21 protein-coding genes, 1 tRNA gene and 4 pseudogenes are annotated in these 24,044 nt (G+C 47.6%); 16 read left to right on the forward strand and 10 right to left on the reverse strand.

Features of this window, described 5'->3' with window-relative positions; translation table 11 throughout:
* Positions 1-75: 75 nt before the first annotated feature.
* Together yicI and ACLJQJ_RS19480 are read right to left on the reverse strand one after the other, a co-directional pair.
* Positions 76-2,394 (reverse strand): alpha-xylosidase, encoded by a 2,319-nt coding sequence (yicI, locus tag ACLJQJ_RS19475; RefSeq protein ID WP_063809485.1) that lies wholly within the window; start codon positions 2,392-2,394, stop codon positions 76-78.
* Positions 2,395-2,405: 11 nt separating this feature from the next.
* Positions 2,406-3,788 carry a glycoside-pentoside-hexuronide family transporter gene (locus ACLJQJ_RS19480; protein WP_063809486.1) on the reverse strand — a complete coding sequence of 461 codons (1,383 nt, stop codon included), beginning with the start codon at positions 3,786-3,788 and terminating at the stop codon, positions 2,406-2,408.
* Between the two features lie 287 nt (positions 3,789-4,075).
* On the opposite strand from ACLJQJ_RS19480, the gene ACLJQJ_RS19485 reads away from it, so the two are divergent.
* The 3 genes from ACLJQJ_RS19485 to ACLJQJ_RS19495 all read left to right on the forward strand — a co-directional run bounded on the left by ACLJQJ_RS19485 (position 4,076) and on the right by ACLJQJ_RS19495 (position 8,226).
* Positions 4,076-4,170 (forward strand) — tRNA-Sec (locus tag ACLJQJ_RS19485).
* 162 nt (positions 4,171-4,332) lie between these two features.
* Complete coding sequence (locus ACLJQJ_RS19490) at positions 4,333-5,496, forward strand: tyrosine-type recombinase/integrase (protein WP_023568260.1); 1,164 nt, start codon at positions 4,333-4,335, stop codon at positions 5,494-5,496.
* Between the two features lie 12 nt (positions 5,497-5,508).
* Positions 5,509-8,226: an SIR2 family protein gene (locus tag ACLJQJ_RS19495; RefSeq protein WP_023568261.1), complete on the forward strand. Its 2,718-nt coding sequence runs from the start codon at positions 5,509-5,511 to the stop codon at positions 8,224-8,226.
* 201 nt (positions 8,227-8,427) lie between these two features.
* On the opposite strand, the gene ACLJQJ_RS19500 is transcribed toward ACLJQJ_RS19495, so the two are convergent.
* The 3 genes from ACLJQJ_RS19500 to ACLJQJ_RS19510 all read right to left on the reverse strand — a co-directional run bounded on the left by ACLJQJ_RS19500 (position 8,428) and on the right by ACLJQJ_RS19510 (position 10,305).
* Complete coding sequence (locus ACLJQJ_RS19500; protein WP_000446145.1) at positions 8,428-9,000, reverse strand: phage polarity suppression protein; 573 nt, start codon at positions 8,998-9,000, stop codon at positions 8,428-8,430.
* A gap of 73 nt (positions 9,001-9,073) precedes the next feature.
* The gene (locus ACLJQJ_RS19505; RefSeq protein WP_000638636.1) at positions 9,074-9,574 is read right to left on the reverse strand and encodes an ogr/Delta-like zinc finger family protein; all 501 of its coding nucleotides are present in this window, start codon (positions 9,572-9,574) and stop codon (positions 9,074-9,076) included.
* A complete protein-coding gene (locus ACLJQJ_RS19510) occupies positions 9,571-10,305 on the reverse strand; it encodes a hypothetical protein (protein ID WP_001283042.1) in 735 nt (244 codons plus the stop codon). The genes ACLJQJ_RS19505 and ACLJQJ_RS19510 overlap by 4 nt, the downstream gene beginning before the upstream one ends.
* Positions 10,306-10,856: 551 nt before the next feature.
* Between ACLJQJ_RS19510 and ACLJQJ_RS19515 the strand changes: the two genes are divergently transcribed.
* The 6 genes from ACLJQJ_RS19515 (at position 10,857) to ACLJQJ_RS19540 (ending at position 15,242) form a co-directional block, all read left to right on the forward strand.
* Positions 10,857-11,123 carry a helix-turn-helix transcriptional regulator gene (locus tag ACLJQJ_RS19515; RefSeq protein ID WP_001149160.1) on the forward strand — a complete coding sequence of 89 codons (267 nt, stop codon included), beginning with the start codon at positions 10,857-10,859 and terminating at the stop codon, positions 11,121-11,123.
* Complete coding sequence (locus tag ACLJQJ_RS19520; protein ID WP_198895290.1) at positions 11,120-11,710, forward strand: host cell division inhibitor Icd-like protein; 591 nt, start codon at positions 11,120-11,122, stop codon at positions 11,708-11,710. Before ACLJQJ_RS19515 ends, ACLJQJ_RS19520 begins: the two co-directional genes overlap by 4 nt.
* Complete coding sequence (locus ACLJQJ_RS19525) at positions 11,703-11,990, forward strand: Derepression protein (RefSeq protein ID WP_157700658.1); 288 nt, start codon at positions 11,703-11,705, stop codon at positions 11,988-11,990. Before ACLJQJ_RS19520 ends, ACLJQJ_RS19525 begins: the two co-directional genes overlap by 8 nt.
* Positions 11,983-12,438 (forward strand): hypothetical protein, encoded by a 456-nt coding sequence (locus ACLJQJ_RS19530; RefSeq protein ID WP_031614183.1) that lies wholly within the window; start codon positions 11,983-11,985, stop codon positions 12,436-12,438. Before ACLJQJ_RS19525 ends, ACLJQJ_RS19530 begins: the two co-directional genes overlap by 8 nt.
* A 135-nt stretch (positions 12,439-12,573) precedes the next feature.
* Positions 12,574-12,894 (forward strand): DUF5375 domain-containing protein, encoded by a 321-nt coding sequence (locus ACLJQJ_RS19535; protein ID WP_000856729.1) that lies wholly within the window; start codon positions 12,574-12,576, stop codon positions 12,892-12,894.
* 14 nt (positions 12,895-12,908) lie between these two features.
* Positions 12,909-15,242, forward strand: coding sequence for a primase-helicase zinc-binding domain-containing protein (locus ACLJQJ_RS19540; RefSeq protein WP_031614182.1), 2,334 nt, complete (start codon positions 12,909-12,911; stop codon positions 15,240-15,242).
* 812 nt (positions 15,243-16,054) lie between these two features.
* On the opposite strand, the gene ACLJQJ_RS19545 is transcribed toward ACLJQJ_RS19540, so the two are convergent.
* Entirely contained in the window at positions 16,055-16,399 is a 345-nt protein-coding gene (locus ACLJQJ_RS19545) for a hypothetical protein (RefSeq protein ID WP_000120776.1), read from the reverse strand.
* 410 nt (positions 16,400-16,809) lie between these two features.
* On the opposite strand from ACLJQJ_RS19545, the pseudogene ACLJQJ_RS19550 reads away from it, so the two are divergent.
* The 7 genes and pseudogenes from ACLJQJ_RS19550 to ACLJQJ_RS19580 form a co-directional block, all read left to right on the forward strand.
* Positions 16,810-16,941 (forward strand): annotated as a pseudogene (locus ACLJQJ_RS19550) (TA system toxin CbtA family protein); the annotation flags it as partial.
* A 134-nt stretch (positions 16,942-17,075) separates the two neighbouring features.
* A pseudogene (locus tag ACLJQJ_RS19555) lies at positions 17,076-18,267 on the forward strand (AAA family ATPase).
* Positions 18,264-18,473 carry a hypothetical protein gene (locus tag ACLJQJ_RS19560; RefSeq protein ID WP_125541612.1) on the forward strand — a complete coding sequence of 70 codons (210 nt, stop codon included), beginning with the start codon at positions 18,264-18,266 and terminating at the stop codon, positions 18,471-18,473. The pseudogene ACLJQJ_RS19555 and the gene ACLJQJ_RS19560 overlap by 4 nt, the downstream one beginning before the upstream one ends.
* Positions 18,470-19,195, forward strand: coding sequence for a retron system putative HNH endonuclease (locus tag ACLJQJ_RS19565; RefSeq protein WP_001521981.1), 726 nt, complete (start codon positions 18,470-18,472; stop codon positions 19,193-19,195). Before ACLJQJ_RS19560 ends, ACLJQJ_RS19565 begins: the two co-directional genes overlap by 4 nt.
* 224 nt (positions 19,196-19,419) lie before the next feature.
* Entirely contained in the window at positions 19,420-20,193 is a 774-nt protein-coding gene (locus ACLJQJ_RS19570) for a hypothetical protein (protein ID WP_050067998.1), read from the forward strand.
* Positions 20,194-20,610: 417 nt separating this feature from the next.
* Positions 20,611-20,769 carry an Arm DNA-binding domain-containing protein gene (locus ACLJQJ_RS19575; RefSeq protein ID WP_342365454.1) on the forward strand — a complete coding sequence of 53 codons (159 nt, stop codon included), beginning with the start codon at positions 20,611-20,613 and terminating at the stop codon, positions 20,767-20,769.
* Positions 20,770-20,819: 50 nt separating this feature from the next.
* A pseudogene (locus ACLJQJ_RS19580) lies at positions 20,820-20,990 on the forward strand (transposase); the annotation flags it as partial.
* 104 nt (positions 20,991-21,094) lie between these two features.
* On the opposite strand, the pseudogene ACLJQJ_RS19585 reads toward ACLJQJ_RS19580, so the two are convergent.
* The 4 genes and pseudogenes from ACLJQJ_RS19585 to ACLJQJ_RS19600 all read right to left on the reverse strand — a co-directional run.
* Positions 21,095-21,229: pseudogene (locus ACLJQJ_RS19585) on the reverse strand (hypothetical protein); the annotation flags it as partial.
* Between the two features lie 342 nt (positions 21,230-21,571).
* Positions 21,572-22,801 (reverse strand): fimbrial protein, encoded by a 1,230-nt coding sequence (locus tag ACLJQJ_RS19590; protein ID WP_001522214.1) that lies wholly within the window; start codon positions 22,799-22,801, stop codon positions 21,572-21,574.
* Between the two features lie 23 nt (positions 22,802-22,824).
* Complete coding sequence (locus tag ACLJQJ_RS19595) at positions 22,825-23,418, reverse strand: fimbrial-like protein (protein ID WP_023200969.1); 594 nt, start codon at positions 23,416-23,418, stop codon at positions 22,825-22,827.
* A 15-nt stretch (positions 23,419-23,433) separates the two neighbouring features.
* A complete protein-coding gene (locus ACLJQJ_RS19600) occupies positions 23,434-24,042 on the reverse strand; it encodes a fimbrial protein (RefSeq protein ID WP_001080417.1) in 609 nt (202 codons plus the stop codon).
* Positions 24,043-24,044 lie beyond the last annotated feature (2 nt).

Below are 24,044 nucleotides of genomic sequence, written 5' to 3' on the forward strand. Positions count from 1 at the left end.
CTTACCGGGCTTACGGTTCTTGCTCATTTGTAGGCCGGATAAGCGCAGCTCACAGCGCCATCCGGCGATTCAGATTTAAAGCGTAATTACCACTTCATTTCCCTGCGGGGTGACCACTACGCCCAGTTCACTTCCCGCATATGAACCGCATTTGGTACCGCTAATCTGCGTAATATTACGCAGACACAGCGTCCAGTTGCGCGCCTCGCCTTCGCCGCTCACCGTAATGGTATTGCCTGTGCGTTTCGCCTGCAGCGTAAAGATTGTCGAACCATCCGTAGCAGGGACTTCGCAGACCGCTTCGCAGCCGTCATCCAGATGGAATAACTGGAAGGCCGTACCCTCATGCCAGGCGTAATCGGGCTTCTGGCTATTGTTGCCCAGCGCCAGTAGTGTATTGTCACGCACGTACACTGGCAGGCTCAGGAAGTCATGCTGCTGTTTATGCCAGCGGCTGCCCTGTACTTCATCGTTGCGCCACAGGTGCGTCCAGCGGCCTTCTGGCAGGTAGAACTCCACGTCGCCCGCTTCACTAAATACCGGCGCTACCATGACCGCATCTCCCAGCATGTACTGGCGATCAAGATAATCACACGCCGGATCGTCCGGGAACTCCAGCATCATCGCCCGCATCATTGGCGTACCGGCTTCGTTGGCGCGCGCCGCTTCCCGATACAGATATGGCATCATCCGGCACTTCTGTTCGGTGAAGACGCGCACCACGTCACAGGACTCGTCGTCATAGGCCCACGGAACCCGGTAGGATTTGCTACCGTGCAGGCGGCTGTGGCTGGAAAGCAAGCCGAATGCGCACCAACGCTTGTAGACATGCGCCGGCGCGGTATTCTCGAATCCGCCAATATCATGACTCCAGAAGCCAAACCCTGACAGGCCGATGGACAGCCCGCCGCGCAGGCTTTCCGCCATCGATTCGTAGTTGGCGTAGCAGTCGCCGCCCCAGTGCACCGGGAACTGTTGCGCGCCCACCGAGGCGGAACGGGCGAACAGCACCGCCTCTTCAACGCCCACGGTCTCTTTCAGCACGTTCCACACCAGTTCGTTGTAGATGTAGGCATAATGGTTGTGCATTTTCTGTGGATCTGAACCATCAAACCACTGCACATCCGTTGGAATGCGTTCGCCGAAGTCAGTTTTGAAGCAGTCCACTCCCATCTCCACCAGGCCCTTCAGCTTGTCGGCATACCATTCGCAGGCTTGCGGGTTGGTGAAGTCGTAAATCGCCAGTCCCGGCTGCCATTTATCCCACTGCCACAAGGAGCCGTCCGGGCGTTTTAGCAAATATCCTTTCTCTTTCAGCTCCTGGAAGACCGGGGATTTCTGGCCGATGTAGGGGTTAATCCACACGCAGACTTTCAGCCCTTTCGCTTTCAGGCGGCGAATCATCCCTTTCGGATCGGGGAAAGTCACCGGGTCCCATTCAAAATCGCACCACTGAAAAGCTTTCATCCAGAAACAGTCGAAGTGGAAGACGTGCAGCGGCAGATTGCGCTCGGCCATACCGTCGATAAAGCTGTTAACGGTCGCTTCGTCGTAGTTGGTGGTAAATGAGGTGGTCAGCCACAGGCCAAACGACCAGGCGGGCGGCAGCGCCGGACGACCCGTAAATTGGGTATAGCGGTTCAGCACGTCTTTCGGGGTCGGGCCGTCGATGACGAAGTATTCCAGATACTCGCTCTCGACGCTGAACTGAACTTTGGAGACTTTCTCGGAGCCAATTTCAAACGACACGCACTGCGGATGGTTTACCAGCACACCGTAGCCACGGTTGGTGATATAGAACGGGATATTCTTGTACGATTGCTCGGTGCTGGTGCCGCCGTCGCGGTTCCAGGTCTCCACCGTCTGACCGTTACGCACCAGCGCGGTAAAACGCTCGCCAAGCCCGTAGACGGTTTCGCCCACGCCGAGATCCAGACGCTCGAACATGTAGTTGCGCCCGCTATTGGTGTCCTGCACATAGCCGTTATTTTTCAACTGACTACCGGTGATATGTACACCGTTACGCAGAAAATCCAGAGACCAGAGCTCGCCTTTGGTGACGCGCACGCTCAGGCTGCCGCTCTTGAGTTCGGCAAATTCAGCGTTGTTCTGCATCTCTACGTTGATATCTTGCAAGACATTGAGTGGGTAATGTGGGCCGTTATCCAAAGCGCCCTGGAAGTGTTCCATCCGTACACCTATCACTCCTTCCTGCGGCGAGAAAAAGCGCAGGGTAAACAACGGGGTATCCAGTTGCCAGGTTCGTTCGCGGACATCACGCGGCGCGGCATAGATCACCATCTCATTCCCGTGCTGTTCAACGTCGAACACCTGAACCGGGTGAATCAAATTAAGGCCAGGCTGGATCAGCCAGTTTCCGTCGCTAATTTTCATAGTCTGTTCCTTTAGTTTTGCAATTCTTTATGGGTAAATTCTTGTTCGTTGCGGTGTGCGCCCTGCGCCAGTTGTTCCAGAATGGTTTTCAGGAACGGGCTTTTCAGGGTGTAGTAGCGTTTAGCGATCGCGGCGCTCAGCAGATAACAGATGGCCGGGACGATAGTGAACAGAGCGATGATGATGCTGATCGTGGCACTGTTTTGCGTTTTCGCCGCCGCGTCGTAACCGCCGCCTGCCAGCATCCAGCCAATCAGCGCCCCGCCGAGGGCAAGACCCAGTTTCAGCACGAACAACGTGCCGGCAAAACTGATCCCCGTCAGGCGTTTGCCGTTACACCATTCGCCGTAGTCGACGGTGTCAGACATCATCACCCACTGGATAGGCGTGACTAACTGGTGCAATACGCCAATCACAAAGATAAAGACGAACATAGCGATCGTGGCGTGCATCGGTACGAAGAACATCGCCACGCTGATTACTGCGAGTAAAGTGTTGGTCCACCAGAAAACGCTCACTTTGCATTTCCAGTCGGTCAACGGTTTTGCCAGCGCCGAGCCAATCAGGTTGCCGACGCAATAGGTGGTGAGGAAGGCGACAAACACGCCCGGTTTGCCCAATATCCAGGTGACGTAATACATCATCGCCCCGCCGCGCACGCATACCGCCAGAATATTCAGGATGGTGAGCAGGCCGACTATGCGCCACTGGTCGTTGTGCCAGATATCACGCAGGTCTTCACGCATGGAGGTATGGGTGGCAGGCGCTTCAACGCGCTCTTTGGTGGTAAAGAAGCAGAACGCCAGCATCAGGAACGCCACCACCGAGAGCGCCGCGATACCCCCCTGGAAGCCCAGCGCCTTATTCTCGCCGCCAATCAGTTTCACCAGAGGCATCATCAGTACGGTAGAAAGCATTCCGCCCGCCGTTGCCAGCACAAAGCGCCAGGATTGCAGGGAGATACGCTGCGTTGGGTCATTGGTTATTACACCCCCCAACGCGCAGTAAGGGATGTTGACCACAGTGTACAGAAGGGTGAGCAACGTGTAGGTGATGGCGGCATAAATCATTTTGCCGTTCAGACTGAGATCCGGCGTGCTATAAGCCAGCACACAAACGATACCAAACGGCAACGCGCCAAACAGCACCCAGGGTCGGAATTTGCCCCAGCGAGAGCGGGTACGGTCGGCCAGCAGGCCCATGCAAGGGTCGGAGATGGCATCAAGCGCACGCGCCAGTAAAAACATGGTGCCAACAAAACCAGCGGGAATGCCGAAAATATCGGTATAGAAGAACATCATATATAACATGACGTTATCAAAGATGATGTGGCTCGCGGCATCGCCCATACCATAGCCAATCTTCTCCTTAACGGAGAGAATTTCACTTTTCATTACGCATCCTTAACGCTTACAACGCTCACTGATACCGGTTACAGTTTTTGTAAACCTTCCCTGCGAGCGTGAATATTCCGTTATTTGGTTATCAAATTACGATTCTTGTTTTCTGTGATCAGGGTAGCGCCAAAAAGTGTGATGAAATGTAACTAATGGATTTTATGGGGGTTTATATGAAACCGATCATGGCAGAAGGAAAGGGAAGTTAAAAAAGCACGGGAGGGGATGTGGAAACGCCAGGAAGTAGCTATAATGCGCGCGCCTCCATGTAGCAATCGAGGCGCGGAAGATCGTCGTCTCCGGTGAGGCGGCTGGACTTCAAATCCAGTTGGGGCCGCCAGCGGTCCCGGGCAGGTTCGACTCCTGTGATCTTCCGCCAAACTTCATCCAGCCAGTTCCGAGATGCTCCATAAAACCCTTTATATTCAATATTATGAATAATCATCTTATCCGTAACAGTCCGAGATCGTCTCCCTAAATCCGCGAAAAATATGTATAGTAATGTGTATAGATTTTTTATAAGTAGTTTTCGGTTATACACATGGCTCTCACCGATATACAGATCAAACGTGCAAAACCACAAAACAAGCCATACACATTGAACGATGGACAAGGTCTGTCATTGCTTATCAATCCCGATGGCTCGAAAGGCTGGCGTTTCCGTTTCCGGTTTGCAGGGAAAGCGCGGTTAATGTCATTTGGCAGCTACGATTTAGTAAGCCTCGCAGAAGCACGTGAGAAGCGTGATATCGCCCGTAAGCAGGTTGCTAATGGCATTGACCCGGTAGAGGAACGCAAAGCTTTAAGACTCGCCCAAAAGCTATCAACAGAAAATTCTTTCGAAGCAATATGTCGAGAATGGCATACCAACAAAGCTGACCGCTGGACTGTGGCCTATCGAGAAGAAATCATTAAGACATTCGAGCAAGATGTCTTCCCGTTCATTGGTAAACGTCCTATCAGTGAAATCAAACCATTAGAACTGCTTGAAGTATTACGACGAATCGAAAAACGTGGAGCACTAGAGAAAACACGCAAGGTGCGTCAAAGATGCGGTGAGGTTTATCGCTATGCAATCATAACTGGCCGTGCTGAGTACAATCCTGCACCTGATTTAGCTATCGCTCTGGCTGTTCCCAAGCAAAAACACCATCCATTTTTATCCGCTGAAGAGTTGCCTCATTTTATTCGAGATCTTGAAGCGTATACCGGTAGCATCATCACCAAAAATGCTACGAAGATAGTCATGCTGACTGGTGTAAGAACGCAGGAGATGCGCTTTGCTACGTGGGAAGAAGTAGACCTCGAAAAAGGTATATGGGAGATACCAGCGGAACGTATGAAAATGCGTAGACCTCACATTGTTCCTTTATCTACTCAGGTAGTTGACCTTTTCAAACAGCTCAAACCTATTACCGGCCATTACCCTTACATCTTTATTGGCAGGAACAACCGCAGCAAGCCAATCTCAAAAGAAAGTGTTTCACAAGTGATTGAGTTAATTGGCTACAAAGGCCGTGCTACAGGTCACGGTTTTCGGCATACCATGTCGACAATATTGCACGAACAAGGGTTTGATAGCGCATGGATTGAAATACAATTGGCACATGTTGATAAAAACAGAATCCGAGGGACTTACAATCATGCTCAATATCTTGAACATAGAAAAAAAATGATGCAATGGTATTCAGATAAATTATATTGAGAGGTATATACAATGGATTTGCTAAACAAACATATAGCTAGTATTTTAAGAGCAAAAGATGAGGAGTCTTTAGCTATTTTTGTAGGGGCTGGTGTTTCAAAATCCTCTGAAACAAAAACTATCAAAATGCCTTCATGGGGGGACTTAATTGACGCTCTCATTTCAGATCTCAATATCAAAGATGAATCAGATTATTTAAAAATAGCACAGCTTTATTACCTCACATTTGGTGAGCATCTTTACTACAAAAGAATCAAAGATTTCTTTCCTGAAAATGTTCCCCATTCAAAGATTCACGATCTAATATTTAAACTGAATCCTCACTCTGTTATCACAACGAATTGGGACACTTTGCTTGAAGCAGCTATAAATGCCAAATCTTACTTTTATAATATAATAAGCAGTGACAAAGATTTGATGAAATCTTACCTTGGCAAAAAATTGATAAAAATGCATGGTGATTTTAAAAATCACAACATCGTCTTTAAAGAAGATGATTACTTAAATTATAGCTTCAATTTCCCCTTAATTGAAAATTATGTTAAAAGTGTTATTTCCACCCATACTGTGCTATTTTTGGGGTATTCATATAATGATATAGATCTAAAGCAAATAATTAAATGGACTCAGAATCATTCATCTGTTAGACCCCCTATGTATTTAGTAGTATTCGAAGATATTCCTGCTCAAAGAAAATATCTTGAAAGTCATGGTATAACCACTATTATTTTAACCGATGAAACAATCAAACCTTTCAATAACAATTCATATTCAAACAAGTTATATACTTTCCTGCATAGCCTAAATAGCCTAGAACTATGTGCAGACTTAGATGATATCGAAATAATTAATGCTATTTATTCAAGAGTGAGATCTCTTCAATCGTTAAATGCAATACTTGCTGAACAAGTTACCAGATGTTTCACTAATTGCGGTTTAATGTATATTGATGACAATGGACCAAAAGCTTTATTGCACTTTTATGACACCGAAGTAACCTCTAATGATAATAATATAGAGCTAAGAGGATTTTATAAGAAGTTTTTGAGTATACTCAGTAATGATAAAAAAGTTAAAGACTATAAGCCGCATCTCCAAAAATTATTTTTTATATTAAAAAAAGCAAGTATATATGGTATTGTTTTAAACGATAAACATGATGAAGCGCTACTGATTACTGAAGTGCTACCAAATGATTCATTAATTAAAATAGATAAGGAAATTAATTTCAACTATAGCGAAATAGTTACCTATACACGCCCCCATAAGGTTGCAAATAGTATAGACAAGACTAAGAAATATAATTGCTTCCAGTTAAATAAATACGATGAGGCTTACAGTATTATAGAGGAGGAATTATCAGAAGAGATCAGACAAAAGGATTATGCAAATATTCTCATCTCGCTTTTCAATCAAAATATTATTTTAAATAGATTGAAGTATGATTTTTCAAGTAATAGAGAAAGATACTCAACTCTTGAGGAGAATAAAATTCATGAATTATATGATAACTTACCGAGAAATATAAAAAAAACCGTCTCCGTAATCTATGATTTAGTAACCTTTAATTATTTATTAAATCTTCACTACACCGTTAGCTCATTATTAACAAAGTATAGCGATATAAGAAAAAGAAATACAAAGTTATTAGTTGACGGGGATCTTCATAAAACGGAATTTCTTTTCGAAAACCTTATAATTTTTGTTGTAAAAAATGGATGTTTAATTGATGTTTATAAAGAATTCAAGGATGTGATTCGCAAATTCATTGAAATAAAAATAATCAAGGATTCTGATAAAGACGAGATTTCTCTAACAAGATTAGAATTATATTCATGCATTAAATACATTGATAATAAAACCCTATCCCTTATCCTAAGGAAAGAAGATAAAAAACTATTATCGCTGTCTGTTCAACCCAAAGAATTAGATTGGTTAATAAATACTGTACTGCAAAACCTAGCGAAGTCATATAGCAAGTTCGCTACGTTTCTCAACCCTATAGAAGGAAAGTTAATCAACGCATTAAAACTACTATCTTTAATGAAAATAACCACAGAGCAAGACGCGGTAGTATTAAAAACATTAAACGACATTTTAAAGTCCTCATACCACAACCTAGCATTCTATGATGCTATTTCCGAATATGTCGTTTTAAGGTACAACACCCAAAGTGAAACTTTATCCACTGACAGCATAAAAACTTTAATATACACGATTCTCGATAAGTTAATAAGTAGAAACCTTGGTTGGTATGAGGTGATAGCTATAGTCAACAGAGGCCTTGCTAATATTTTTTCAGTAGCCAAAAAACTGGGCGTTAATATAGAAGACGACAGCAAGGTCGATAAGTTACTTCATGAAATTAGTTCTTATCCGAATACAGATAAAGCAAGAGCTGCTGAAACAATACTATATGATCTGTACAGAATATCAACGGAAAAGAATAGAGATAAAATAAAATCATTTATCAAAAATATTTCTACAACTGATTTCAATGAAGAAAGAAAGATTAAATTTGAATTATTTTTATTAGCATCAGAAATTTCAGACAACTATGACAATCTTCCTGAGAAAGTATCCAAGCTTGTTGAAAACTATAAAGGATTTAGATTTAACGAAGCAGAGACAATCAGAAATTTATTACGCTATATAGTCAACACACGGAAATTAAGTGATTTCTCACAAGCACTTTTGAAGATTGAAGAGATAATAAATAATTACAAATAATTTCGTTCCTAGCGCGCAGTGCTTTCCCCGCCTCGCCCGCCCGCTTTGCAGGGCGGTTTTAATGCAGTTGCACTGACACGCTCAGACCGCGCCGGGAATGGCGCGGTCTGCAGAAAATGAGGCAGGAAAACGCATGCAAAGCCATGCACCTTATCGATGCATGGCTTTTTTCAGTAAAAACGGGCGGATTTTCGGGGAATTTTACACAGACTGATGTGATGCCAGTTGCGCACTTTTACGCGAAAAAATCATGTTCTGCGCAGGAGTGAATTTTTCACGGCTGTCATCCACCGAAGCCGCGTCAGGCCTGAATCCGATGGTCGTTAAAATGTCGCTATCCTGTGCGGAATAATTAATTTTTTCACCCTTCGCAAGCCAGGACAGGAGGGCTTCACGCAGGGCATCTGTGGCACGCTGTATGGCACAGTTTCGGGCAATGGCCGTCAGCTCACTGTAGCCCATCAGCTCCGGTGCCAGTGCCGCCGCCAGTACTGTGCCGTGCTGCTGCATAAAATCATTCAGCCGGTCGCGGATGCTGATGTGCTGAACGGCTTCATGCGAACGAATATAACGACCGGCGGCCTGATTCACCTGCCATTTTCTGACTTCGATAATATTGCGTAATTCGTCCAGGCGGCTGACGTTTCTGCCTTCTCCTGACAGAAGCCGCAGATATTCCTGTTCGGCCGCTGCCAGCTCATTTTTGCGTTGCAGCCATGCTGCTTTGTTATTCTGACAGGTGTCAAAGGCCTGCTGTAAGGCTGTGCTTTCCATCGTTATCTCTTTCTCATCATGCTGAAGAATAAAAATACGGTGTGCGGCGACGGCCGGGGTTAACCGGCAGCCCTCATTCCAGACGCAGCGAATATGATTGTGTTTTTAACCGTACTGGCGGCAGTTCCTGTTTTTCATGCAGGCGTTCTGCCAGTTCGTCCGGCGTGACCGGGCGGACAATGAAGCGGGTGATGGTCTGAAGCGTTTTAAACACCAGACCACAGCCCGGATCCGTGCACACATAAAAACGCTCGGTGACTTCCTGAGACAGACGCCGCGATGTTCTTGACAGCGCAAGGCCTTTACATCTCCGACAACAATATCCGGTAACAAGCATTCTTTTCGGGCGTTTCATACTGCCGGAGGCCGACGTCAGTGAATCGCGGTATCTCTGTTTGCCTGAAATGTATTCCATTCCTGAATCTTTACTGTCAGAGAAAAAGCTTTCACTCGCTTCAAATGTCGCAGAGCAATAAATATTCCGGCACTGTGCAATCATTATCTTGGTGCCATCGTCCATGAAATGTGCGCGGCGGGTGTGAGCAACATGTCCACACGACGGGCAGTAAATCATGACAGCAGTCCTCTGGCCTTAAGCTCTGCACCCTGCTGGTCTATTTTGTCCTGCCACACCTTGCGCTGTGCCGGTGTGCCTGCCACCTCATAATCCATGTGCGGGAGTGTTGCCGCTGACAGTCCGGTCAGCCGGAGAACCGGCTCGCCGGTGAGGCTGATTTGCATCTGTTTAATTTTCTGTTCCAGCGATGATTTCACCTGCTGCATGACAGCCTTTTCCGGTGCGACGTAGCCCTGATGGCCGGTGGTGTTGGCGAGCGGATTTTCCTGTACCAGGATACTCAGATGCATTGCCCGGACAAGCGCCTCACAGGTTTCATTCAGGGCGTGTTCCAGCTCATGCTCTGCATACAGACTCAGAAGGTGATGATGTGCCTTCCGGTAGGCGGTGGCCGTGCTGTCACACGCCCCTTTCAGGCGTTCACGTTCGAAATTCAGCACCACGGCCAGATTGTCATATTCCTGTACCAGCTCCCGGCGTGCCACGCGCTCAATGTGGCGCTGTTTCAGCTCGTCGCTCAGGACACCACCGGCTGCACGAAAGGCCGTGCGCCAGTCGTCAGCGTCGTTTCCGTCGGCCTGCGCCAGCGCATTTTTTTCCTGCTCTGCCCGTTCAATGGCCGTGACGGTCTCATCCATCAGACGGGCGTTCTCAAGATGGGCGGCTCTGGCCTTTTCCAGTTGTGCCAGCGCGGATTGCAGATATTCAGGGATGGTGTTGTCAGACATTTTCCGGCTCCTCGTCACTTCAGGTTGAGAAAATTGTGACGTACACCGGACAACAACACGACGCATTGCAGATGTGCCAGCCCTGACACAGGAGACTCATCCTCAGACCGGCAAGCCAGGAAAAGGTCGCAGGAAAAACCGGCTTACTGTTTGTTTTTTTATATTTTACTGTTCACCTCTGTTCACCATAAGAAAAAAGATAAGTAATACAGTAAGTTAAAGGGTGAACAATCGCAGCAATGACTGTTCACCGTCTGTTCACCACTGTTCACCCACTCATGGACTTTTTGTGCTGTTTACTACTGTTTATTTTTATTAATCCACTGAAATAAATAAGAAAAAACAATTTGTATTTCACTATAAAAAATTCCAGGTCCTTCAGAACCCTTTGAGACCCTTCCAGTCCGGATGGATAAAAAACACACAAGCATTGTAAGGCTGCCGGAACAAATCCCCCCTGTTGCGTCTGCTGAAAATATTCACAAAATAAAGCGCTACCCGAAGCCGGACGGACTTATCCGGTGCTGTATGGACATTAACGAGGTAGCCCGATGCAAGCTGTTTTTTCTTCCCCGTCTCCCGCCCCTGTGACGCCACTGATGCCGCTGCCGGACATCACACAGGAGCGTTTTTTACGTCTTCCGGAAGTGATGCACCTGTGCGGCCTGTCACGCTCGACCATCTATGAACTCATCCGTAAGGGGGAATTTCCGCCGCAGGTGAGTCTTGGCGGTAAAAATGTGGCCTGGCTGCACTCTGAAGTCACCGCATGGATGGCCGGACGCATTGCCGGACGCAAACGGGGGTACGACGCATGATGATGCCTGTTCTGCAAAAAGTCCCTTTTTCTGGCTTGCCTTTTTCCGGCATTTGCGGATATAGTTTTTCCGCTGCCGCAAAATCGGCAGCCGGGCGTAGGAACCCGTGTAACTCGAAGGCGACATATGACGCGCCATGCGTCTTTTTTTGTGTCGCAATCAACGCCACAGAGCGCCAGATTATGGTGTGGCGTGTGGTTTGCCGTGCAGGTATGATCCTGTTCGCAATCGCATGTTATGCCACTGAGTCAATGGTAGCTCAGGCGGGGCAGCCTCCGGGCTGGCCGGTATTCTTCGAGGCCGGTATTCCTACCCCCGTCTGGGCTATCGCCATCGAGCGTAGGAACTCCGGCGATAGCAGTTATTTGCTACTCGAAGGAGACTGCCTTATGGCTACAACCCTTACCCCTTCACACCCTGAATTTGTCTTTGTGTTTGCGGCTGTCCGTCGCGCAGACCGTCATCCCCGTATCTGCATGCTTCGCACCGTCGCCGGTGATGAACGCAGCGCCCGCCGTTCCCTTGTCCGTGACTATGCGCTCTCCCTTGCTGCCCGTCTGCCGGTGGTGGAGGTGTCCCGTGCGTAATAAAAAAAACCCTCAGACCGTCTCAGCGCGTCATGACGCCCGTGAACACCTCAGCATTGAGGCTTACCATAAGCTCAACCGCGCCAGCGCCGTATCCCAGTTTGTTGGGGGTGATTTGATTCACCGTGAACTCTCCGGCCTGCATCAGCTCTACATTCCGCATATTTTCAGCTACCTGAATGAAGATATTGATTTTGTGCTGAATGAGCTGAAAGCCAAAGGCCTGTGCCGCGATTTTCTCGCCCAGCAGAAAGACCGGGGAGACAAGACGCATGTTTGATTTTCCCCAGCCCGGTGAGATTTACCGTTCTGCCGGTTTTCCCGATGTGGCCGTGGTTGGCATTCTGGAAGACGGTATTCCGTGGGAAATGCCGTACCGCTGCCCGGACATTGTCTGGAACCCGTACCGCCGTAAATTCAGTATCCTTGTGCGTATCCTCGCTGACGGGCGCACCACAGATATCCCGCTGGGGCGTTTTCTGCGGGAATTTACCTGTGACCGTCCTGACCTGTTCAGACGCAGCCCCGTAAACCGGCATGCGGTACTGAAAGAAATGGCCGGAGACCCGGAATTACAGAAATGGCGGGAGAAATATCTGGATATTTACCCGCAGGACCCTGTTCCGGTCAGCCGGGCGGCACCGGTGGCGCGGGAATGGCAGGAAATTCCCCGCACGGAGCCTGACCCGGAAACCACCCCGGATAACAGTTACCGCAATTATCTGTAATTAAAAAACGACACCCGAAAAATTAAATGTGCGTATTCGCGCAGGGATACGCACGTCTTCAGGAGACGCAGATATGCCTTATCAGTTAATGCGACCGGCACGGAATGCAGTCATCTGTCACAGGGAGGAAAGCAAATGAAAACACCCTTACCGCCCGTCTTACGCGCTGCCCTTTACCGTCGCGCTGTCGCCTGTGCCTGGCTGACCGTGTGCGAACGTCAGCACCGCTACCCGCATCTCACCCTTGAGTCACTGGAGGCGGCCATCGCCGCTGAGCTGGAAGGCTTTTATCTGCGCCAGCACGGTGAGGAAAAAGGGCGTCAGATAGCCTGTGCCCTGCTGGAAGATTTAATGGAATCCGGCCCCCTGAAGGCCGCGCCGTCGCTGTCCTTTCTCGGGCTGGTTGTGATGGATGAACTCTGTGCCCGTCACATAAAAGCGCCGGTACTGCACTGAAGGAGAACAACACCATGAAAATGAACGTAACCGCCACCGTCAGCCATGCACTCGGCCACTGGCCGCGTATTCTCCCGGCGCTGGGGATTCAGGTGCTGAAGAACCGTCATCAGCCCTGTCCGGTCTGTGGCGGGAGTGACCGTTTCCGTTTTGATGACAGGGAGGGACGCGGCACCTGGTACTGCAATCAGTGTGGTGCCGGTGACGGCCTGAAACTGGTTGAAAAGGTGTTTGGTGTTTCCCCGTCCGACGCGGCCGCAAAGGTGGCTGCCGTGACCGGCAGCCTGCCCCCGGCTGACCCGGCGGTGACGGCCGCCGCCGGTGCTGAAACAGAAGCCGCCCGGAAGAACGCCGCCGCACTGGCACAAACCCTGATGGCGAAAACCCGTCCCGGAACCGGTAACGCCTACCTGACCCGCAAGGGCTTTCCCGGCCGGGAATGCCGGATGCTGACCGGCACACACAGAGCCGGTGGCGTGAGCTGGCGTGCCGGTGACCTTGTGGTGCCACTGTATGACGACAGCGGCGAACTGGTTAACCTTCAGTTAATCAGTGCTGACGGCCGTAAGCGCACCCTGAAAGGCGGGCAGGTCAGGGGCACCTGTCACATCCTTGAAGGACAGAACCAGGCCGGAAAACGTCTGTGGATAGCGGAGGGATACGCGACCGCACTTACCGTGCATCACCTGACCGGTGAAACGGTGATGGTGGCGCTTTCTTCCGTGAACCTCCTTTCTCTGGCCAGCCTTGCCCGGCAGAAGCATCCGGCCTGTCAGATTGTCCTTGCCGCTGACCGTGACCTCAGCGGTGACGGCCAGACAAAAGCCGCCGCAGCCGCAGATGCGTGTGAAGGTGTTGTTGCCCTGCCGCCGGTCTTCGGTGACTGGAATGATGCCTTCACGCAGTACGGCGGGGAAGCCACCCGTAAGGCCATTTATGATGCCATCCGGCCACCGGCTGAAAGCCCGTTCGACACCATGAGCGAAGCGGAGTTTTCCGCCATGAGTACCAGCGAAAAGGCCATGCGTATCTATGAGCATTACGGCGAGGCGCTCGCGGTCGATGCCAACGGCCAGCTTCTGTCCCGTTATGAAAATGGTGTCTGGAAGGTGCTGCCGCCACAGGACTTTGCCCGGGATGTGGCCGGGCTGTTTCAGCGTCTGCGCGCGCCGTTCTCCTCCGGGAAGGTGGCCTCCGTGGTGGACACCCTGAAGCTGATTATTCCGCAGCAGGAAGCCCCCTCCCGCCGCCTGATTGGCTTTCGTAACGGCGTGCTCGACACGCAGAACGGCACGTTCCACCCGCACAGTCCGTCACACTGGATGCGCACCCTGTGTGATGTGGATTTCACCCCGCCGGTGGACGGTGAAACGCTGGAGACCCACGCCCCCGCGTTCTGGCGCTGGCTTGACCGTGCCGCCGGTGGCCGTGCGGAAAAACGCGACGTGATTCTGGCCGCACTGTTTATGGTGCTGGCAAACCGCTACGACTGGCAGCTCTTTCTGGAGGTGACCGGTCCCGGCGGCAGCGGCAAAAGTATCATGGCCGAAATAGCCACCCTGCTGGCCGGGGAGGATAACGCCACGTCGGCCACCATCGAGACGCTGGAATCCCCGCGTGAACGTGCCGCGTTAACTGGCTTCTCACTGATACGCCTGCCGGACCAGGAAAAATGGAGCGGCGACGGAGCCGGACTCAAGGCCATCACCGGCGGCGATGCGGTGTCCGTTGACCCGAAATACCGGGATGCGTACTCCACGCACATCCCGGCGGTGATTCTGGCCGTGAACAATAACCCGATGCGCTTCACCGACCGCAGCGGCGGCGTGTCACGCCGGCGGGTGATTATTCACTTCCCGGAACAGATAGCCCCGCAGGAGCGCGACCCGCAGCTTAAGGACAAAATCACCCGCGAGCTGGCGGTCATCGTGCGTCACCTGATGCAGAAGTTCAGCGACCCGATGCTCGCCCGGTCACTGCTTCAGTCCCAGCAGAACTCAGACGAGGCGCTGAACATCAAACGGGATGCCGACCCGACGTTTGATTTTATCGGCTATCTGGAAACCCTGCCGCAGACCAGCGGCATGTATATGGGGAACGCCAGCATCATCCCGCGCAATTACCGTAAATACCTCTATCACGCCTATCTGGCCTACATGGAGGCAAACGGCTACCGGAATGTACTCAGTCTGAAAATGTTCGGGCTGGGGCTGCCGGTGATGCTGAAGGAATACGGACTGAATTACGAGAAGCGCCATACCAAACAGGGGATACAGACCAACCTGACACTGAAAGAGGAAAGCTACGGCGACTGGCTGCCAAAATGTGACGACCCTGCAACAGCCTGACCCACCTGACCGGCATCTGCCGGTCTTTTTTTATCCCTGAATTCCCCGAAGGTGAACAATCCAGTGTTCACCCTTCACCGTATATTCACCCGTTATCACACTGAAATTAAAAGAGAAAAACGAAAGGTGAACAGTGTGAACAATCAAATCAAAAAAAACTTTTTTCTTCCTGAGTGATTTCAGTGCGGAGGATTAATCACCGGTATGAGTCACACCGGCAGAATGCCGGAGGTGAAGAATCGAATGTTCACCCTTCACCCATTATTCACCACCTATCATACTGAAATAAAAGGATAAAAAAGAAAGGTGAACAGTGTGAACAGTTCTTTCGAAAAAAAATTTTTTTCCTGAGTTAACGTGCGTGAAGATACGTGTAAAAATTAATCGATAGATATTATATGTATAAGGATGTGTATAAATGAATTATAATAGAAGAATATAAACGATTTGAATCAAATGGTTATATGGCAATTTTGACTCCTGTGATCTTCCGCCAACATCCTTCTCTCATGCCCACCATTCGTCCTCTATTTCGGGACAAAGTATTTGCTTATTATTAAGACTAGTTCTTGCATATAATACGAAAGGAAAGGTGGATAGATAAAGTGGAATATTATTTTATTAATCACCATTTACCGATTGCTAAAACCGAACGTCCATTTATTGTGGGATATCGTCTGCAAAGAAGGGATAAAAGTACGCCAGGACTAACGCGGGCGGGACTTAACTAATCACCAAACGAACTTGTGGGTCATACTTACAGGCTCATCCTTTCTCAAAAGAGATACGCTTACCAGGCCAAAATTATGAGATCAACGTATAGAGCCATCCGGATAAAGATACATGCCTCCCTCCAGATACACGGGTTCTCCTTCTTCTACCGCTAAATTATGATATAGCGATTGCATTTCATCATCTGCACTTTCTTCCGGTTGGTTTTCAACTCGATAATAGGTATCTACATCATAGTTCTGTTTACGGAGATCGTCGTCGCTGTATACGCCAAGCCGTTTTTTTAAGCCTGTTATATTAAATATCCATTTTAACCCATCTTTAATATAATAGGCATCACCATAAGCATTTTCATCGGGGCATTCTTTATAGCCCATCCGCAATGCAACATCACAGCCATGCTTACCAACATATTTATAACTCATATACCCCCCAATATGTTGCTTCAATATCCCAGATAAAATTCATAACGAAAACCTATCCTGATAACCTATGCCACATGAAGGATACAATTTAAACTAAAGTACGCGTTATATTATCCCTAAGTCCGTATCAAGTATGCGTATTCTGTAGTAGGTAGTAATATGTTCTAATTTATTAATGTGAGTTATATATGAAGAGATTATTTACAGCGATGATTATCGCTTTTATTACCGTCACGGCATCATCCAGTGCGCTTGCCTGCCCAAAGGGTCAACATCCACATGGGGGTACAGGCTCACATCATGAGGGTGGATGGTGTTCATACGAGCAGTAACGTCGCAGCTTACTCATCTACTTGAAGGCACTATAGCCTTACGTTTATCAACGCAGGCGCTACGTTTGTCGATGCCGTAACTTTCTGAAGAAAAAACATGAACGAGTTGGTATCGAACGCAAAGAATATGGTTACCAGCAACAGTCACCTTGTCTCCAGGCTGTCGATATTCTACGGACACGACAGGAAAGGATTTTATTAATTCCTTAGAAAAACCATGTTAATCAACAGGATAAATAGTTAAAACGTGATAAAAGGCGTAACCTTTGCCCGCTTAAAGCGGGCAAGATTGCAGGCAAGAGATGTTATTATACTAAAACATAAAAACAGGTGAGGCTGGTGTAATGAGAATCGACAAACTTTCACTGCTTAACTTTCGTTGCTTCAGACAGCTCGATATTACTTTTGATGAGCACATTACGATTCTGGTTGCACCGAATGGCGCGGGCAAGACGACAGTGCTGGATGCGATACGCCTGGCGCTGTTTCCCTTTATTCGTGGTTTTGATGCCAGCCTCTACGTAAAAGATAAATCGCTGGCGATCCGTACAGAAGATGTACGTCTGGTTTTCCGCCCCGAAGCGCTGAACATGGAAATGTCGTCTCCGGCCATGATTACGGCTACCGGGGAATGGGAAAGTGGAAAAACGGCAACCTGGATGCTCGACAAGCGAGGAGAACAGCCGCCGCATGAAGATAAGACAGCGGCGCAGCTTACCCGTTGGGGTGAACAACTTCAGACGCTGGTGCGTGAAGAGCATAATTTGCAGCAGGTTGAGCTTCCCCTAATGCTTTATCTGGGGACTGCTCGCTTGTGGTATCAGGAACGTTATGAGGCACAGCCTACTGAACAGCGTCTGGATAACAGCGCCTTTTCACGTTTGTCTGGTTATGACGATTGCCTTTCTGCCACATCAAATTATAAGCAATTTGAACAATGGTATAGCTGGTTATGGCTTAGCTACCGTGAACATCAAATCACACAACTTGAATCACCTTCAGCAAAGTTAAAAGAAGGTGTTCGTGTTCAGCGGATGAAAGAAGCTATTCAAGCCATCCAGCAAGCCATTAACTGTCTGACGCAGGAAGTGACTGGCTGGCACGATCTGGAATACAGCTCCAGCCATAACCAGCAATTGGTGATGAACCATCCACAGCACGGTAAGATTCCCTTATCCCAGCTCAGCGACGGCCTGCGTAATGCGGTTGCGATGGTAGCGGATATCGCGTTTCGCTGTGTCAAACTCAACCCCCATTTACGCGATGAAGCCGCCTTAAAAACACAGGGGATTGTGCTGATCGATGAAGTCGATATGTTCCTGCACCCAGCCTGGCAGCAGCAAATTATCCAGTCTTTGCGCAGCGCATTTCCACTAATCCAGTTTATTGTCACTACCCATAGCCCGCAGGTTATCAGCACGGTAAAACGTGAATCCATTCGTCTGCTTGAGCAGGATGAGAATGGCAACGGGAAAGCGTTGATGCCGCTCGGAGCGACCTACGGCGAGCCGAGTAACGACGTGCTACAAAGTGTGATGGGTGTCGATCCGCAACCTCCGGTTAAGGAGAAGGCTGACCTACAAAAGCTGACGGCTTGGGTAGATCAAGGGAAGTACGACGAGCCAGAAGCACAGCAACTGATGGCTGCATTACAGGCGGCGCTGGGTGATCAACATCCACAACTCCAACGCTTACAGCGCAGCATTGCCCGGCAGAACATGCTGAAAGGGAAAGCGCAATGAGGCATGTGATAAAAACCCGACGTGGAACAGATGCCTTACTCACTGCACATGAGCAACCACCACAAAATTCAGATCAATCAACTCGTCGCTGGCAGCACTTTGGTCGTGAGAATAAAGCAGCCTTAATGACTCTGCTTCTCAATGAGCAATATCACCTTTGCTGTTACAGCGAAATCCGTGCTGATTTGCGTGGCCTCGGCTATCACATTGAACACGTCGAAAATAAAAGTCAGCAGCCAGGGCGAACCTTCGATTATCAAAATCTCGCCGCCAGCGCGTTAGACTCTGAGAATGGTTTGCACCTGTTTGGTATCAACGCTTTCGGCGGTCACGCAAGAGGAAAACAAGAGGCCGTGGATATGGCAAAGTTTATTCATTGTCACCTCCCTGACTGTTCTCGTTATTTTGCTTACCTTTCTGATGGCCGAATAGTACCGGCTGATGAGCTAAATGCCCAGGAAATGGAGAGGGCAGAGTACACCATTGATCTACTAAATCTGAACAGCGGATTCCTTCAAACGGAACGTCGTAATCATTGGGAAGAGCTGGAACAGCTTTTTGAGGAACATATTGAAAAAGGCTGGGATCTGCAACAATTACTTCAGCTTGAGCTGGTCCCTTCGCTAGATCATAAACTGCATGAATTCTTCAGCATTACACGCCAGTTTTTCCAGCAAGAAGCTGAACAGGTATTACAGAACCACGCCCCAGCATTAATTTAACACCACCATTCCTGATTGGTCCCTCAACTTTATTTCACTGCATAATGCGCCAGCTACTCCCAGCAGGCGCGTTTGTTTTTATCTCTGACTTAACGCGGCTATTAGCAAAAAATGTGATTAGAGAGTGTACAACAGTATTAGTAGCAAAAATTGCTTGCTGGTTCATTTTTAACCTGCAATTCTAATTTCCCTCACGGTTATACTTCAGCAATAGTTAATGTATTATGGACAAAGCAGAAATTTTGGAGCAGGGTTGTTGGGCTGAGATCAATATCGAAGAATTTGCACAAAGGGTGAAAGGTATTTCACGAGACAAGTACCCTTCATTACGTTGTATCGCATGTGAGCAAAGAGTTCATGATAGTGGCTTAGTTACTCCTAATCCTGACTATAGCCCCAGATTCTCTCATTCATCTCCGCCTGATAACGGCGAATTTTGCCCTCTTGGGTCTACATCTCAACGTTTCGGTGGCCTTTCCGGGAATGACAGAACAGCATCAACAGAAATTGCTGCATCTCGCCGAAATCGATTCATGCAATTTGATAATCTCTGCAAGGCGTGGATAGTTTGTAGGTATTTACGTGGAGGAGAAGGGAAGCTTGATCAAAAGTCATTCATTCGTTTGGTCAGAATCGCTGATAGTTTTGGGATCTGGCATTATAGCTATATGCCAGACTGGGGAATCCCGCTTCTTCTGATGTTGATGGATAACCATCCGACGCCAAACGGTAAATCAGCTTTTTTCTATTCACTTAAAAAAGATAGACTTCGTAAAGGAGTGGAATGGCAAAATCTGAATGTCCGACTTGAAGCGCATTGGGTGAGCAGTGGTAAACCGATAGTACCTACTGAAGGTAAAAAAGCTTCTTTTTTACTCACGATACCCTTCAGTGAAGCCATTTATGATGAAATCTTGAGCAAGGAAAATCCTGCATGGTGCACTGAAAATACTCTTAGAACTCTTCACGCTTTTAGCGTTGAAGAGACAGATGGCTAAGTTTACTCACATTTCTTGCCTTCATTGATCAAGTGACAATGAAGGCTAAAAAACAGCGCGTAATGCCCCCAATCTCCACAAGCAAAATCATTTGGGGGTGCTTATGGGGGGCACTCATTTATCCAACACAAAAAATCAATTTTAAATCAATAAGTTAACCATTGAATACGACTCCTGTGATCTCCGCCAGTTTGCCTCTTCTGAACTCTCCTGACGTCAACAAAACCCTTTCTAATCCCTTATATATCAGGCTTTCTTTGTATTCTGAGGTCAACCGAAGTCTATTGGTATCAATATGCCTTTGGGGGCACAATTGGGCATACCAACTATTGGAGGTAAAATAACATGCCACCAAAATAAAAAAATCATTAATAATCAAATAATAAAATCACTTGATGCCCGTAGTAAACCTTACAAATTTTCTATCGGCAGGGGCTCTTTTTGCTGGTGAATCCAACGGGGTCAACGTGCTGGCGGAGGAAGTACCGAATAGAGGGGAAGGAGAAAAGCCCCACATCTGGAACATGGCCGGATGTGGCTATTAACGAAGCCATCAAGCCAGGGTGTGTCCCGTAACTATTTTTGTACAATCTGGCGCATGATTTGATTACAAAGCGTCACTGAATTTGGCTCGTTACGATTTCCCTGAAGAAGCGTGGGCGCTCATTTCCCTTATGTTGCCACCTGAAAGGGGCTCTTCCAGAGGTGGACGTCCTTACTTTGCTCATCGACACGTTATGAATGGTATATTTTGGGTGCTTTGTTCAGGCGCTCCATGGCGGGATTTACCTGCACGCCTCAGCGACACGTTCAGAGAAAACGGCAAGTAACTACCAGTGCATGTTAAAGCCGGGAGCCATCAGATTGTTTTTGAGGCGATTGTTAGGTTAAGGACACACCCTAATGCTCCATTTGTTTCTGCTATCCTCAAACAACGATTTATTGCACCAATATCATGCCGATGAAGTTAATCTGCTGGCTCACAATTCAATAATCTCTGAGCACGATAAATTGAAATATACTCTAAAGGCGGTATATTATTTAACTTCTATATACTTCTTTCTATTTTACTCATGATATTCCAACGCACGCTTATCAGGCTGATTGAACCATTGACGTCAATAACCATATGATATTATTTTTGGTGTGTAGCAATCCGGTTATTGACATAGCCATTATTTGTTATAAGCCAACCTATTGAGGTGCCTACATGCATATACATATCAATCGTGACAAAGAATTTTCCCCATAGCGACATGGAATTTATATACAATAAAGAGGTCATTCATACCGAACGACCATCTTTATGAAAAAGATCTAACACCGGGCTCTATCGAATATGTTTCCTGCCCCAGTAGTAGATCTACAGGTAAAGATATTATGGATAGTTGATGGTAAATCTACCCGTAGCTTTAAATTCACCTGCATTGATAACATTACTGCCATCCTGTTTTAAGGTAGCCCGAAAATTCATTGTTTGGGTACTATTTCCAATATCGCTGTTGGTATAATCAGGTGTATTGGTAAATTTATAAACTGAAGTACTGTCTCTGGGCTTGAGCAATGTCCAGTCGCTGGTGCTGAGTGGGTTCTTCTCCCCCTCAATCATTACACCAATCCCACTGGCAGCACTACTCGTCAATGTATTACTTAGTAAAGTTTTATCTGTTGTACCAATATTGGTAGAATCCAGCGTCACATTCAGGTTTTTAACATACTTACAGTTACTGAGTTCAATAGAAAATGTTTTCTGCATCGTCGTGCTTCCATTAACAATATCTTCAGCAGAAACACGTCCAAACGGCACGGTAGCATTACTAACGCCCTCACCGGTAACGGCACTGGCTGTGCAGGTTGGATAATTGATATTCAGTGTACCACTATTGAACACGTAGCTCACAGAATGCTGCGCAGCATCTGAGGTGTACGGTGTATTAAATTTAAGATCATATATACTACTTTTCAGAAAAGTGATGGGGAGGGATGTTGCGCCATTAGGATTAAATTTATCATCAATATAAATATGATATTTAATCCATAAAACAATGCCACCATAGGCATAATACTTCCAGTTGGTAGCCCTATCGCACATTCCAGCTTTTGTACGCTGATCGGCCCCCATTATAGTATGCATATTAAAGGATTTAGCTGCACTATCACCGCTGGCCCAGTTGACCCAAAATTGCTCACTGTAATATTGCCCACCAAAGTTAATACTAGTAAATTCAAGAGCAAAATAGAGCCCGGTAATATTTGTCTTCCAGAGCTTATTGCCATTATAAGTTAATCCAGAATCGATATACCCATGATGCAAATCAGCCTGACCTTCGTTACCATCTTTATTACAACTCAGGCCGGTATGAGGATCAAGATCTCTTGCAGCATCCGTCACGGCAATTTCCCGTAAACCGTTTCCTTCATGCATTGCCAGAGGTTTTACAAAAGTTGTCGGGTTGAAATCTACAGTGATATCGCTGATGCTGCTTGAAATATTACTACTATTTACGTTGCCATAATCTCCAACAAAAACAGACCATCCATAGGAGGCTTGTGAAAATAAAGAAAGAGTCGACAACAACAGACATAACATGCGAAATTTAATCGTCATTATTTTATCATCCTTGTTTTTATTTACTGGTAAGATATATTCACCAGCACTCTGGCAGTTACCAGCCCTGATGACACATCTTCCATGCTGACAATTTTTTGCATCCGGGCGTAGAATGTCCACTGTGAATTACTGTAATTGCTATCCGGCAAGCTATAGATAGCTTTTGACATCCCATTGACATCCAGCACATTAAAACGTGTAGCGTTGCTCTGAGCGGAAAAAATCACCACGCCAACATTTTTCGCACCATCTTTATTTTGCGCTAACTCATTAGCAAATACCTGTAAGTTATCCGCAGGCAAGGCCCCCTGTTGCGGGGAAAAGGTAAATAACACCTGAGAAATCTTATCATCGCTGACCGGACAATCAACCAGACGCAGAGTAAAGTTTTGCCCCCCGGCATAATCAGTTTCAGCTGTAATCTCATTCGAGAAATAGTCCAGCTTAACGGTGGGCAGTCGCACCACACCGTTATCATTGACTTCCAACCGACAGGTATTATTAATCACCGTTGCAGTCACATCGACGTTATGGTCGGCGTATCCCGGTCGCGATAAAAAGGCCGTTGCCAGCCCTGAACAAAATAGAAAATAACACTGTCTGCGCGTCAGCATGGCTATTCCAGAGCCTTAGTTATAAGAGATAATAAAGGTGGTTTCACCAAGAAATGACCCCGCCTGAATATCAGCCAGGGATTTACCCGACGGCATGGCTAACCTGGCGCTCATATCATAATCAACCGTAGTAGAACCTGTTGCTGCTGAGACATTAATCTCCTGTGTGGTGGTGTCCGGCGTGTAGCAGTGGAACTGCGTTCCCTGACCTGCCGAGCTACCCGTCCATAGCTCCAGGGCCGTAGCCGTAGCGCCACCACTTGCAGCGGCTGTACTATTGGCAAAACCAGCCTGGTTTGAGTTGCCCCCTGCACAGCCATTGGCCCGCTTAACAATTTTCAGATTAGCCTTGCCGTTTGGCAAACCAGAACAGTCAGAAAAACGTATTTTAAAAGCTTTGCCTGCATTACTTTGATAGTTCACTACCTGTGAAACTGGCACGTTACCCAGTGCGATAGTGTTGGTTTGAGTGGTACCGTCGTAGATAGCCGCAGTACAGGTACCTACTTCGATAGTACTTTTTACTTTGAGATCAAGGGTTGAGGTTCCGGCCCAGGCTGGAGAAGCAACTCCTGTGCTTAATAAACTACCAAAAACCATCCCGGCGAGTAATTTCCTGTTCATTA

The organism is Salmonella sp. SAL04202, assembly GCF_046550775.1.
Taxonomy (GTDB): Bacteria; Pseudomonadota; Gammaproteobacteria; order Enterobacterales; family Enterobacteriaceae; genus Salmonella; species Salmonella enterica.